We start from the raw sequence: 13,305 nt of genomic DNA, 5'->3' as shown, positions 1-13,305 counted from the left end.
GAATTATTTTGAGAAAGAATTTTCGCCCTTGTATTCCAAAGTGGGCAATCCGAGCCATCCGATTCGGTTTATGGTGGGTTGTTTGCTACTGAAACATTTGTATAATTTGGGCGATGAGACGTTGGAAAAAGCCTGGATCATGAATCCTTATATGCAGCATTTTTGTGGCAAGGTTTTCTTTGAACACGAATTTCCTTGTGACCCGAGTAATTTTGTTCATTTCCAGCTGCGCAAAGTCTCCTGACTTTGAGCAATTTACAATAACATATCAATTAGAAAAAATTATCTTTGAGGAAACAGAAGTATGAAAGAAGGTTATGTAATCAGGAATCAGGAAAAATCCGCTCGAAAGAATGGCGGAAAAATCCGCTCAGAACATCATTGACGGCATTGAGAAATCAAAGGAAATCCCATTCGAACAAGTACTTTTTGGGATTGGCATTAAGCACGCTGGCGAAACCGTTGCCAAGAAACTGGTGAAGAATTTTGCCACGATCGACGACCTGAAAAATGCGGCGGCCGAAGAACTGACGCAGGTGGAAGACATCGGTGCCAAGATTGCGGTGAGCATTGAAGAATTCTTCCGGAATCCCGAAAATCTGCTGATGATTGAACGCCTGAAATCCTATGGTGTACAGCTGGAAAAAGGAGATGCTGCCGGAGAAATATTACGCAATGTGCTGGACGGCATAACCTTTCTGTTTACCGGGAAACTTTCCCTTTTTACCCGGGATGCTGCGGAAGAAATGGTGGAAAAACACGGCGGCAAAAACATCTCCGCAGTATCCAAAAACCTGAATTATCTGGTAGTGGGCGAAAAAGCCGGAAGCAAACTGAAAAAAGCGCAGGACATCGGCACGATTACGATTCTGGACGAGCAACAGTTTCTGGATTTGATTGGCAAGAAGATGGTTTAGTGGTTTAGTTATGATATGTTTCGTTCAAATTGGCTCAAAGTCAGGAGACTTTGCGCAGCGGGGATCAAAGTCAGGAGACTTTGCGCAGCGGGGAACTCCTCAAACGTCTAATTTGATAAAACAAAAAAATAGAAGAAGTATGGTAAAAATGAAGTATTAAAAGAAGAAAATTATTTTATTAATCCTATCATTCTGGATTTCAATAAAGTGGATAGATTTTAATAAAAAAAACCAGGAAACTTTTGTTGTTTTTGAGTTTTCTTTTGTAACTTTGCAACCGAAATTTGTAAAAATGGATGTAAAATTTTTAGAAAAAGTAGCTGATTTGTTTGTCGAAAATGGTGCAAAAACATTGACAATGGATGATATTGCGAAAGAATTCGGGATGTCTAAGAAAACGCTTTATCAAAAATACACCAACAAAGAAGCGCTTTTAAGCGATGTTCTTCAGTTCAAATTAAAAGAAGTCATCGAAAAACTCAACGAACTGGATATTAAAATTGAAAATGCCATCGAAAGGATGTTTTGTCGCGATGAGCAGATAGAAAAGGCAGTGCAAACCAATAAATCACTGTTTATTCGCCAGCTAATTAAGTATTATCCGACGATCTTTAATCAACATATGATGCATTTCTCTGAAAGATTTACAGAAGTAATCATTCATAATATAAAAAGAGGTAGAGAACAAGGGTATTATCGGGACGATTTTGATGAGAAATTATACGGTAAGATGTTTTTTCAACTTATCATGTCCTACGATAGTTCACCTTTTTTCAATACTGAAGAAATTGACAGAACCCACTTTAATAATGAAGCGATGAAATTTTTCATGTATGCCATCACCACCGAAAAAGGCAAAAATTACCTGAAAAATGTGGTCTGCAAATCTGAAACGATTTAAGCTATAATAAAATTCATAACAAATAATAACTCAATATACAATGACCAACTGGAGAAACATGGCGCTCGGTGCGCTGCTCTTTGCCTTCTCGATTACCGAGTTGCAAGCGCAGGAAACCGTTACCCTGAAACAAGCCATCGAGTATGCGCTACAAAATAAGGCAGAAGCGCAGAATGCCAAACTGGATGTCCGCAATGCAGATTATCAAATCATGGAAGCAAAAGCAGGTGCTCTTCCGAAGATTAATGGTGTAGCCAACCTAACTTATAACCCAATTTTGCAGTCTACTGCTCTAGATGTAGGCGCATTCAGCGGGGGACCTAGTAATATACAGCTGATTACAATGGGCCAAAAGTGGAATGCCGGAGCAGGAGTTCAACTTTCTCAGGCTTTATTTAATCAGCAAGTATTTGTTGGACTTAAAGCTGCCAAATCAACCAAAGAATTTTATCAGCTTAATGCACAGCTCACTGAAGAACAAATCATCGAAAGGGTTTCTAATGCGTATTTTCAGGTATTTACTATTCAGCAAAAGAAGGAAACTTTAGAAAGCAGCTATTCAAGTACCGAAAAAGCGAGAAATATTATTAAAAGTTTATTTGATAACGGACTTGCAAAAAAAATTGATCTCGACAGAACCAATGTTAATCTTACCAACATCAATACGATTCTTAAGCAGCAGCAAAACGCCATCAATCAAGCAGAAAACGCATTGAAATTCTATATGGGAATGCCGATTGAGAACAAAATAGAGCTGGTAAAAGCAGATATGGAAATTACTCCACATTTATTGGACGAAACAGTGGGAACCGATGAGAGATCTGAAATTAAAATTTTGAACAAGCAAAGAGAACTTCTGCAGTACAATAAAAAAGCGGTAGAAGCTGCGTATTATCCGACAGTAAATCTGAATGCCAATTACAGCTGGCAAGGATTGGGTAATAAGTTTCCTTTGACCAATGGTGAAAAAAATGGCGTTTATTGGGCAGATTATTCTGCGATTACTTTGGGCGTTAATATTCCTATTTTTAATGGATTTGCTACAAAAGCCCGTGTAGAAATGGCGCAAATAGAACTGGATAAACTGGACGTAAGCATCAAAGACACTAAACTGGGCTTGGATTTATCCTATCAAAATGCAAAATCGCAAATCGAGAACAGTCTTTTGGCCTTAGAAAATCAAAAAGCCAACGTTAGTCTTGCTGAAACAGTAACATCTAATACCAAACATAATTATCAGTACGGTTTGGCAACGCTGACAGAATTGTTGGAAGCGGAAAATGCTTTGGTGGAAGCCAAGAACAATTACAGCAATGCTATTTTGGAATACAAAATCGCGGAAATTCAATATTATAAAGCAAAAGGAGAACTTAAAACTTATTTAAAATAAACTATCATGAAGAAATCTTTAATATATATCATCGTTGCAGCACTACTTATCGGTTGGGGAGCATACACCATTGTGGGAAACAAAGCCAAACAAGAAAAAGAAGTTGCTGAGGTAGCGAAACAGGTAGATAAAATCAACGTGAATGTAGTGACCGCAAGCCGGGAAAACATCAATACCGATTATACTGCGAACGGAACCTTCATTCCGAAACAGGAAACCAACCAGTCTGCGGATATTTCCGGACGTGTGGTTAGTGTTTATGTAAAAGAAGGTTCGCGCGTAGGAGCCGGACAAGTGTTGGCAAGTATAAAAAGAGATGCAATCGAAGTAGATGTTACCCAAGCTCAAAATAATTTGCAAAATGCCATTATCGACAACCAACGTTACGAAAACGCTTACAAAACAGGTGGTGTTACCAAGCAACAATTAGATAATTCCAGACTCCAGCTGAAAAATGCACAAGCTGCTGTGAGATCGCAAAGCGTAAGAATGAACGATACCAAAGTAAGAGCAGGTATCAGCGGAACGATCAATAAAAAAATGGTAGAGCCGGGCGCCGTAGTTTCACCGGGAACACCTTTGTTTGAAATCGTTAATATCAACAGTTTGAAACTTTCTGTTTTGGTGGATGAAAGCCAAGTGGGAAGAATCCAGATCGGGCAGCAAGTGGATATTAATGTTAATGTTTTGCCGGACGAAACTTTTACCGGAAGAATTTCGTTTATCGCACCAAAAAGTGATGCTTCGCTCAACTTCCCTGTAGAAATAGAAGTTGCTAATAATGGGAAATTAAAAGCGGGAATGTATGCCACCGCTTTATTCAAAACCAATTATGGAGCTGAAAATCAAAATATGCTCGTGGTACCAGCAGAAGCTTTCGTAAATGGAGTAAGTTCAGGTCAGATATTCATCGTTCAAAATGGTACTGCGAAACTGGTGAAAGTACAAACAGGAAAAGTTTATGGCGATAAAGTACAAATTATCAGTGGTTTAAATGGTGGTGAACAAGTAATTACCAGCGGACAAATCAACTTAGAAAACGGATCAAAAATTAATATCGTAAAATAAAACAATGAAATTAGCAGAAATATCAATCAAAAGACCATCGCTAATTATCGTTTTGTTTACGATACTTACTTTAGGTGGTTTGTTGAGCTATTCCATGATGGGATACGAGCTCATCCCAAAATTTGAAACCAACATGGTGACGATTTCCACGGTTTATCCCGGAGCTTCGCCTAGTGAGGTTGAAACTTCGGTCACCAGAAAAATCGAAGATGCAGTGGGTGCTTTAGAAAACGTAAAAAAAGTAGAATCATCATCGTACGAAAGTCTTTCAGTTGTGATGGTGCAACTGAATTCCGGAGCCGATGTAAATTATGCGCTGAATGATGCTCAACGTAAAGTAAATGCAATACTTTCTGAGCTTCCGGATGATGCGGATGCGCCTTCTCTAAATAAATTCTCATTAGATGATCTTCCGATCATTACCATGAGTGTTTCGAGTGATAAGCTGAACAGCAAAGAACTTTATGATTTGCTTGATAAGAAAATTGAACCGATTTTTTCCCGTGTAAATGGGGTAGCGCAGGTTGATCTTATCGGCGGTCAGGAAAGAGAAATTCAAGTGAGTATTGATGATAAAAAACTGGAAGGTTATGGCATCAGTATCGGAGAAGTACAGCAAGCGATTCTTTCATCAAACTTAGATTTCCCAACCGGAAGTTTAAAATCCAGAACTTCAAGATCGACTATTAGATTATCCGGAAAATACAAATCTGTTGAAGAATTAAGCAACCTTGTTATTTCTTCTAAAAATGGAGCACAAGTTCGTTTGTCTGATATTGCAACGGTATTCGATACACAGAAAGATGTTGAAAAAATTGCGAGGTACAATCAGAATCCAACAATTCTATTACAAGTAAAGAAGCAATCTGATGCAAATGCAGTAGCAGTTTCCGAAAGTATTCAGAAAACAATGGCCGAGGTAACCGATAATTATAAACTTCAAGGAATAAAATTGAACCTTGTAAACGATACTACGGATTTCACGTTAGATTCAGCGAATCATGTAATTTTCGATTTGGTGTTGGCGATTGTGTTGGTAGCGATTGTGATGTTGCTATTCCTACACAATATTCGAAATGCATTTATTGTAATGGTGTCCATTCCAATCTCGTTGATCGCGACTTTCATTGGAATGTATTTAATGGGATATACGCTGAACTTGATGAGCTTACTTGGGCTTTCCTTGGTAGTAGGTATTCTTGTGGATGATGCGATTGTGGTTTTAGAAAACGTGTATCGTCACATGGAAATGGGCAAAAGCCGTATTCGTGCAGCGTACGATGGGGCATCCGAAATTGGCTTTACAGTAACTGCAATTACTTTGGTTATTGTAGTGGTATTTTTACCTATCGCAATGAGTTCCGGTTTGGTATCAAATATTTTAGCTCAGTTCTGTGTCACCGTCGTTATTGCCACATTATTTTCTTTGTTATCGTCATTTACCATTATTCCATGGTTGTCATCAAGATTTGGAAAAGTAGTACATCTTACAGGTAAAAATCCATTTGAGAAATTTATTCTTTGGTTTGAAACTAAATTAGATCAATTTACCCATTGGATTACAGAAATTCTAGAATGGTGTTTGAAAACAGGTTTTAGAAGAATCATGACGGTAATTGTAACCTTTGTTGTTTTGATTTCATCAATGCTATTGGTAGTTTTCGGATTTATCGGAGGCGAATTCTTCCCGAAAATGGACCGTGGACAGTTCCTCGTGCAAATGGAATTGCCTAAAGATGCTACCATCGAAAAAACAAATCAGGTTACCCTTCAGGTTGAAAAATATCTGAGAGACAACCCGAATGTGGTGAATTTAATTACCACCGTTGGTCAGCAATCTACCGGTTTTGGTGGAGCACAGGCAACGGCTTACCAATCCGAAGTTCAGGTGATTTTGACAGATAAATCCGAGCGTTCTGAAAGTACCGAAATTATGGCGGCGAAGATCAAAAGGGATTTGGAAGAAAAATTCACCGGAGTGGAATTTAAAACTGCACCAATTGGCTTGATGGGAGCTGCTAATGCCCCAATCGAGATGGTAGTAACCGCACCAGATAACGAAACAGCAAATAAAGAAGCTGCGAGAATCCTCGAGTTGCTGAAAAAAGTTCCTGGATCGGTAGATGCCGAATTATCTACTGATACCGGAAGTCCGGAGGTAAAAGTGAATATTGACCGTGATAAAATGGCTGCGTTAGGTTTGAATCTTTCAAGTGTGGGACAAACGATGCAAACTGCATTTAATGGAAATACCGATGGAAAATTCCGCGCAGGGGAGTATGAATATGATATTAATATTCGTTTTGCAGATAACAACAGAAAATCGATTGATGATGTTAGAAACTTAATGTTCACTAATAATAAAGGCGAACAAATCCGACTCAGCCAGTTTGCGAATGTAGAAATGAGTTCAGGACCTAGTTTGTTGCAACGTAGAGATAAATCGCCTTCCGTGAAAGTTCTTTCCAAAGTAGTAGGTCGGCCAGTAGGTGATGTCGCGAATGAATGGTCTGCGATGTTTATGGATAACGAAAAAACAAAGCCTGCAGGCGTAAACTACATCTGGAGCGGTGATATGGAAAACCAAACAGAAGGTTTCGGTACTTTAGGAATCGCTCTATTGGCGGCTATTGTCTTAGTTTATCTGGTTATGGTTTCGCTGTATGACAGTTTTGTTTATCCTTTCGTAGTATTGTTTTCAATTCCATTAGCATTGATCGGAGTAATGGTAATTCTTGCCCTTACAGGAAATTCACTGAATATTTTTACCATGCTCGGAATGATTATGTTGATTGGTTTGGTTGCGAAAAACGCGATTATGATTGTCGATTTCGCCAACATGAGAAAAGCCGCTGGAGCAAGTACTCATGACGCACTTATCCAAGCGAATCATGCTCGTCTTCGTCCAATTTTGATGACCACCATTGCGATGATCTTTGGGATGCTTCCGATTGCATTGGCAAAAGGAGCAGGAGCCGAATTGAACAACGGATTAGCGTGGGTAGTAATCGGTGGTTTGATATCTTCATTGTTCCTTACATTGATTATCGTTCCGGTAGTGTATTCCCTGTTCGATTCATTACTTAGAAGAATGGGTAAACATGAAAAAATCGATTATGAAGAGGAAATGAAAGCTGACTATGAACACCAGGAATTAAGTGACGACGGGTTTACCCCGAAACATATCGTATAATTTATAGTTTTTTTATTGTTAAGAGAAAGCCGTTTCATTCATTTGAAGCGGCTTTCTTTATTTTATTTGTTGATGATTATGATTAAATTTTTTTAAAAAAAATACAGCGATAGATTAAGAATCTTCATATTTAGTCTCTCCTTAAACCACCTATAATTTACTAATTATTAGTATTTTGGGTTTAGAATAGCTTGTTTTTTATTGCAAGAATTTGTATCTTAGAGCTTTAAAACCTTGCAAATATGTTGGGAAAAAATCCAGAAAAGAAGCCAGAATTATTCCGCCCAATGTTGGTGGATTTTATTGACCACGAGCATGAACTTGTTCTACTTTCAGAAAAAATAGATTGGAATTATTTTGAGAAAGAATTTTCGCCCTTGTATTCCAAAGTGGGCAATCCGAGCCATCCGATTCGGTTTATGGTGGGTTGTTTGCTACTGAAACATTTGTATAATTTGGGCGATGAGACGTTGGAAAAAGCCTGGATCATGAATCCTTATATGCAGCATTTTTGTGGCAGGGTTTTCTTTGAACACGAATTTCCTTGTGACCCGAGTAATTTTGTTCATTTCCGAAAAAGAATTGGCGAAAAAGGCATCGAAAAAATCTTTGCCTACAGCGTAAGAATGCACGATGCCAAGACGAACACCTCAAATTTTGTTTTGTCCGATACTACCGTTCAGGAGAATAATACCTCTTTTCCTACCGATGCAAAATTGTGCAAAAAAGTGATCGATTATTGCAACAAAATAGCCGGAAATGAAGGCATAAAACAAAGACAACGCTACACAAAAGTCAGCAAACAAATGGTGCGCAACACCTACAACGGAAAACATCCCAAGCGGGCAAAAGCGGCAAGGAAATCTCAAAGACAGCTCAAAACCATCGCCATGAGACTGATTCGTGAATTGCAACGGAATTTTAATGCAGAACAGCAAGAATTTTATAAAGATTTAATGACATTGTACACCAAGGTTGTCACACAAAAAAGAAACGATGCCGATAAAATTTACAGCATTCACAAGCCTTTTACCCGATGTATTGCCAAAGGAAAAGCGCATAGCCAGTATGAAATGCGAAGCATTCGTGAATACCATTAAAAAACAATAATAAAGCAATGAACAATTTGGGAATAAGGTAGGTTTGATAACCACCGCCAACAAAGGCAAGAAAATCATTCTCGGGATTAAAGCATTTTTGCAAACTCCTTACGATGGTCACACCATAGAACCACTTTTGGAACAGATGGAAACCGGTGGTCAAAAGCTCCCAAAAGAACTCCTTTACGATAGAGGTGGCAGAGGAAAATCAGAAATAAAGGGCGTGAAAATCTCCATCCCAAGCATTCCAAGAAAAAAAGACAATGCTTATCAAAAGCAGACAAAGCGCAAAAAATTTAGAACCAGAGCGGCAATAGAACCTATCATCGGACATTTAAAAACCGATTTTAGGCTGGCAAAAAATTACTTCATGGGAGAAACGGGACCACAAATCAATGCATTACTAGCTGCAACCGCTTGGAACATGAAGAAAATGATGGAACTACTGAAACAGAAAATTATTTTCTTATTTTATAAGATACAAATTATGCTGTTTTCTAATCCTGTTTTTAAAAATAAATTAAAAAGTGGGTTTTGTTAAGGAACGACTAATTGAAATGGGAGCTAGAGCATTGAAAGAACCTTCTGAGGAAAAAGTAGTACAATCTTTTATTGAAGAATATTACAAAGATGCTTCTTTTTCTTTACCACCATTTGAAGTGTTGGTAACGGTTCCTACAAAAACTTTTCTTGAAAAAATCCTTTTACTTCATGAAGAGTTTTCAAAACCAAAAGACCGAATCAGAAGTGAAAGAATGAGCCGACATTTATTCGATTTATTCCAACTGTATCACACTGAATATGGCAAAAGTGCTTTGGAAGATGACGAACTTTTTGAAAAAATTGTCAATTTTAGAGAGAAGATGAACCGTTCCAAGTGGATTGATTATGAAAGTCACAAAAAGGGATTCATCAATATTATTCCACCTCATGAAGTAATCAATGATTGGGAGAATGATTATAAGATTATGCAAGGAAGTATGATTGTTGGCGAAAGCCCCAGTTTTTCCATTTTGATTGAAACGATGAAGCAAATTATGGACAAGCTGAATAACTAATAACAGTTAGAATTGAATAGATTCATAATTTGACGCTATCACACGATTATAAAACGAAATTTTCACTTTATAATATCCTCAATGATTTTATCCAATTTAGCATCAGGAAGTGAATTCAGATACGACATTGTCGAATTAATATCTTTGTGACCTAATGCTTCCCGAATAATTTCAATTGAAACATTTTCAAACTTGAGTGCAGTCGCAAAGGAATGTCTTGCGCAATAAAAGGTGATGTTTTTATTGATTTTAAGACTGTTCATAATATCCTTCAAATATTTATTGACATAGATCGTCAAATATTTTTGAGATTTGTTTTTCAAGTAAGTTTTTGTAGGATTATTGTTTTTTACGATGGATAATAGAAATTTAGACTCGGCTTCTGATTTATATTTCTTAAGAATTTTTTCTGTGATGTTATTTAATTTGAATTTTACTGCAACTCCTGTTTTTTCCCTGTAGTAAGAAATATTCTTATCGATTATTGCATTCTTTTCGAGTTGCATCATATCGATGAAATTAATTCCCCTTGAGTAATAACTGAACAGAAACATGTCTTTAGCAAATTCTTCGTACTGATCCTTTGGTTCATATTTTTTTAGTAGGTCGATTTCGCTCACGCTCAAGAATTCTTTTTTGCTGTTACTCTTGATTTGGGAAATTTTATAGTCCTTGAAAGGGTATTGTCTTTCCTTGATTACTTTAGCCTTGATTGCCTGATTAAAAACGCTTCTAATCGCCCTCATTCGGATTCCGATAGTTGCAGGTGAATTTCCTTTTTCAATACAATGTGCCTCATATTTTTTGAGGGTTAGATATTTAATCTCGTTAAAACCGATGTCTTTTTTGTCAAAAAATTTTTGAAGAGAGTTTAATGCATCTTGGTCAACTTGCGCAGACCCAATTTTATCAGATTTTTTTAGGTTTTCAATAACGATTTCTTGAAACTTGGTGTAGGACATTGTTTTCAGGTCTCCCTTATAATTCTTAATCTCATAAATTACATCCTGCAGGGTATAGGGAATATTATCATCTTCAAGATCTTCTATGATCTTTGAAGCAATTCCTTTGTATTTATCAATAAACTTATTAAGTTTTTCGTAATCAGGGTGGCTTTTTTTCACACGTTCCGTTTCTGAGCTCCATTGTTGGTCGGTACATGAATGTCGAAGCGACAAACTTGTGTTTTTTCTGTCTTTGATAAACGACATGATGATACTTTTTTCACCATTTGATTTGGCGTTATTCTTTAAAGTAAACTGAAAGGTGGTCATTATTTATACTTTTTTTGACGAACATTTGACGAACATTTGCTCTACAAATATAAAGAAAAGTAAATTAGAATAAGGAACATTATTTTGTAAAGCATTGGTAATCAGTTAAAAATAAAGTATAATAAAACAATGTAAAGTATAATAAAAAATAAATTAAATGACTCATAATCAGTAAGTCCTTGGTTCGAGCCCAAGCTGGGCCACTCCCTCTAAATCAGACACTTACAGCAATGTTGGTGTCTTTTTATTTTTGGTCGAGTACAACATTAGTACAACAATATTGCCGATTCAAAGTTAGTTATTTGTTTTCATATGAATATAAATAATCCTGTTTTTGTGGGAAAACATATCGTTATGACAAAACTATTTATGGACATCGATTCCAATTTGAGAAGAACTGTTTTTCTTTCAGAATTTTTGCTTGAGAATGTAAAAAAGAAAATTAGTGGCCCTTTTTTTACATTTTCTCCTGTAGTTTTTATCTTATTGGTGATTTTTTACGCGTTGAAAGATTTTTCGATAGTAGAAGATATCTTAAAAGTGTTGATGTTAATATTTTACTTGTTTATAATGGTTTTGGCTGCTTTCAAAACAACATATTCAAAAATTAATGAGTTAGATTATAGGCAGTCAAGTATCGCGAACAAAATATTCATGAGCGTTGGAGGAAAATCACATATTATTGAGGAAGTAACGAAGTTTGATGTACTAAAGTTTGCGAGATTTGCTTTTAGTAAAAGTAAATCAGTAGAAAAAGTTGACAATATCTATCAACATGACAAAAGGAAAGGCTCGCGCAAGCTTAAAAAGTTACATAATTTTCATTCTTTGGAAGCAAAAAAATATTTTGACGTTTGCGTCTATACCGAAGAAAAATTTATCGATTTAATTTTCAAGAATAATGTAGTGATTGAGCATAAGGACAAAATTTTACTTTATGAAGCTCGTAGATTAAAGGAGATAGTGTTTTTTCTTGAGGAATTAAGTATAATAACGCGTATTCCACAAACTAAATTAATACTTCTTTTTCTACATAAGGGTAAAGAAATAAAGTACAAGAGTGTGACGACAACAAGGAATCGCATGAAGTAATTTTATAAGAAAATGCTATAAGAAAGTTTACTACGTTTATTGGTGAAATGGGCCTATGTCTCACTGATAGTAAAGTGAAATACAGAAGTATTAATTTTACAGAAAGTAAAAATAAGTCAAAAAAGTAAACAAAAGTTGCAAGAAATTGTTGACCTCGCGGATAGCGAGGTCACTTTTTTTCCAGTTCTCGGTTAGGCAATAGATATTTTTGTCCCATAATTCCAAAACTTTCAAAAATGTCACAATTACCTGTTGAGCTGCAGAAGCAATTGAATGAACTGAAGAAGCTTCTCAAAGACAATTTCATTAATGACAAAGAAGTGCTTTCAAGCTCGGAAGCGATCGCGTATCTTGGAATCAGTTATAGCCTCCTCAGCAAATTGACTTCCTCACGGTCCATTCCTTTCTATAAACCAACGAATGGCTTGCTATTCTTTCTCAAATCTGACCTAGTTGACTGGGTGAAAGACAACAAAGTGTATAATCAGGAAGACGCGGAAATTTTCTTGAAGAACAATAAGAAAAAGTAAATTTTCAATGTCATAGAACCAAATACATGCAGAATGGAGCCAATTGAAAGACAGGAAGAAAACCCTCTTCACAAAAATATCACTATACCCAATAGCATAGTCGATTTCTTAATTGATCCTAAAGTCAGTTCAGAGCTAAATATCTTCGGATACCGGGTGCTCTATTGTATCTTTTCCACTTTATATCAAAGGCAAATCTTCAGAACTCTAATATCTGTGGCAAAAAAGAAGCTTGAATACGAACTTTATTGGGCAAAACTACGTGGATTTGCGTCAGTTGATAGGCAAGTCAATCATTACGATATCGAAAATTTTATTATAAAAGACTATCAGAAAAAGCAACAGGAACTTCACAAATCTATAGAAATGCAGCCACGACATATGATTTGTCTTGGAACAAAGCACTTAAGTTGTAATAATTCGATTTGCGTAAGTAACTTCAACGTATTTGTTGAACAACTTGCTATACTTTCTGAGTTAGACGTTGAAACCCGACTAGGCAAAAGAAAGTTTCTTGCCAGCTTCTATTACGATTCTCGAAAGCATTTGTTTACCCTTTATTTTTCGAATGATGTCCTCTTTTCGTTATTAGACACAACTCCTGGGTTTGACTGGAAAAAACGGTCAAATTGACCACCTGATTTCGGAGCAAAGTGACCAGTGAATTTCGGTTTAAATTGACCACCGAGATTCGGAGCAAATTGACCACCTGATTTTCTTTCCATTTTCATTCATTTTAGCTTGTCTTTTTTCATGATGTTAAGCTCATAAATTCGCTGTAA

At 36.5% G+C, this 13,305-nt stretch carries 12 protein-coding genes and 1 pseudogene; 12 read left to right on the top strand and 1 reads right to left on the bottom strand.

Features of this window, described 5'->3' with window-relative positions:
• The 9 genes and pseudogenes from ACM44_RS14270 to ACM44_RS14235 all read left to right on the top strand — a co-directional run.
• The coding region (locus ACM44_RS14270; RefSeq protein WP_048500733.1) for a transposase at positions 1-244 on the top strand (244 nt) is incomplete at its 5' end.
• Positions 245-341: 97 nt separating this feature from the next.
• A pseudogene (locus tag ACM44_RS14265) lies at positions 342-917 on the top strand (helix-hairpin-helix domain-containing protein); the annotation flags it as partial.
• A gap of 292 nt (positions 918-1,209) precedes the next feature.
• Positions 1,210-1,818, top strand: a complete 609-nt coding sequence (locus ACM44_RS14260; RefSeq protein ID WP_048500731.1) for a TetR/AcrR family transcriptional regulator — start codon at positions 1,210-1,212, stop codon at positions 1,816-1,818.
• 40 nt (positions 1,819-1,858) lie between these two features.
• Positions 1,859-3,208 (top strand): TolC family protein, encoded by a 1,350-nt coding sequence (locus ACM44_RS14255; protein WP_152669391.1) that lies wholly within the window; start codon positions 1,859-1,861, stop codon positions 3,206-3,208.
• 6 nt (positions 3,209-3,214) lie between these two features.
• A complete protein-coding gene (locus ACM44_RS14250; RefSeq protein ID WP_048500730.1) occupies positions 3,215-4,276 on the top strand; it encodes an efflux RND transporter periplasmic adaptor subunit in 1,062 nt (353 codons plus the stop codon).
• Between the two features lie 4 nt (positions 4,277-4,280).
• Positions 4,281-7,469: an efflux RND transporter permease subunit gene (locus ACM44_RS14245; protein ID WP_048500729.1), complete on the top strand. Its 3,189-nt coding sequence runs from the start codon at positions 4,281-4,283 to the stop codon at positions 7,467-7,469.
• A 242-nt stretch (positions 7,470-7,711) separates the two neighbouring features.
• Entirely contained in the window at positions 7,712-8,569 is an 858-nt protein-coding gene (locus tag ACM44_RS15270) for an IS5 family transposase (RefSeq protein ID WP_053215483.1), read from the top strand.
• Positions 8,570-8,612: 43 nt separating this feature from the next.
• The gene (locus ACM44_RS15265; RefSeq protein ID WP_053215482.1) at positions 8,613-9,110 is read left to right on the top strand and encodes a hypothetical protein; all 498 of its coding nucleotides are present in this window, start codon (positions 8,613-8,615) and stop codon (positions 9,108-9,110) included.
• Positions 9,097-9,627 (top strand): nucleotidyl transferase AbiEii/AbiGii toxin family protein, encoded by a 531-nt coding sequence (locus ACM44_RS14235; RefSeq protein WP_152669390.1) that lies wholly within the window; start codon positions 9,097-9,099, stop codon positions 9,625-9,627. Before ACM44_RS15265 ends, ACM44_RS14235 begins: the two co-directional genes overlap by 14 nt.
• 62 nt (positions 9,628-9,689) lie before the next feature.
• Here ACM44_RS14235 and ACM44_RS14230 read toward each other — a convergent pair whose 3' ends face one another.
• Positions 9,690-10,901 (bottom strand): site-specific integrase, encoded by a 1,212-nt coding sequence (locus tag ACM44_RS14230; RefSeq protein ID WP_048500728.1) that lies wholly within the window; start codon positions 10,899-10,901, stop codon positions 9,690-9,692.
• A 354-nt stretch (positions 10,902-11,255) separates the two neighbouring features.
• Here ACM44_RS14230 and ACM44_RS14225 point away from each other — a divergent pair, with 354 nt between their 5' ends.
• The 3 genes from ACM44_RS14225 (at position 11,256) to ACM44_RS14215 (ending at position 13,156) form a co-directional block, all read left to right on the top strand.
• On the top strand, positions 11,256-11,993 hold the full coding sequence (locus ACM44_RS14225; RefSeq protein ID WP_152669389.1) for a hypothetical protein: 738 nt from the start codon (positions 11,256-11,258) through the stop codon (positions 11,991-11,993).
• A gap of 236 nt (positions 11,994-12,229) precedes the next feature.
• The gene (locus ACM44_RS14220; protein WP_048500726.1) at positions 12,230-12,523 is read left to right on the top strand and encodes a helix-turn-helix domain-containing protein; all 294 of its coding nucleotides are present in this window, start codon (positions 12,230-12,232) and stop codon (positions 12,521-12,523) included.
• 33 nt (positions 12,524-12,556) lie between these two features.
• Positions 12,557-13,156, top strand: coding sequence for a hypothetical protein (locus tag ACM44_RS14215; RefSeq protein ID WP_048500725.1), 600 nt, complete (start codon positions 12,557-12,559; stop codon positions 13,154-13,156).
• Positions 13,157-13,305 lie beyond the last annotated feature (149 nt).

It is taken from the genome of Chryseobacterium koreense CCUG 49689 (genome assembly GCF_001045435.1).
In the GTDB taxonomy this organism is placed as follows: Bacteria; Bacteroidota; Bacteroidia; order Flavobacteriales; family Weeksellaceae; genus Kaistella; species Kaistella koreensis.
This window is presented reverse-complemented; position numbering and strand designations above follow the sequence as displayed.

Coding starts and splice junctions, on each gene's coding strand:
- ACM44_RS14260 (WP_048500731.1), top strand. CDS start 1,210: ATGGATGTAAAATTTTTAGAAAAAGTAGCTGATTTGTTTGTCGAAAAT.
- ACM44_RS14255 (WP_152669391.1), top strand. CDS start 1,859: ATGACCAACTGGAGAAACATGGCGCTCGGTGCGCTGCTCTTTGCCTTC.
- ACM44_RS14250 (WP_048500730.1), top strand. CDS start 3,215: ATGAAGAAATCTTTAATATATATCATCGTTGCAGCACTACTTATCGGT.
- ACM44_RS14245 (WP_048500729.1), top strand. CDS start 4,281: ATGAAATTAGCAGAAATATCAATCAAAAGACCATCGCTAATTATCGTT.
- ACM44_RS15270 (WP_053215483.1), top strand. CDS start 7,712: ATGTTGGGAAAAAATCCAGAAAAGAAGCCAGAATTATTCCGCCCAATG.
- ACM44_RS14230 (WP_048500728.1), bottom strand. CDS start 10,901: ATGACCACCTTTCAGTTTACTTTAAAGAATAACGCCAAATCAAATGGT.
- ACM44_RS14225 (WP_152669389.1), top strand. CDS start 11,256: ATGACAAAACTATTTATGGACATCGATTCCAATTTGAGAAGAACTGTT.
- ACM44_RS14220 (WP_048500726.1), top strand. CDS start 12,230: ATGTCACAATTACCTGTTGAGCTGCAGAAGCAATTGAATGAACTGAAG.
- ACM44_RS14215 (WP_048500725.1), top strand. CDS start 12,557: ATGGAGCCAATTGAAAGACAGGAAGAAAACCCTCTTCACAAAAATATC.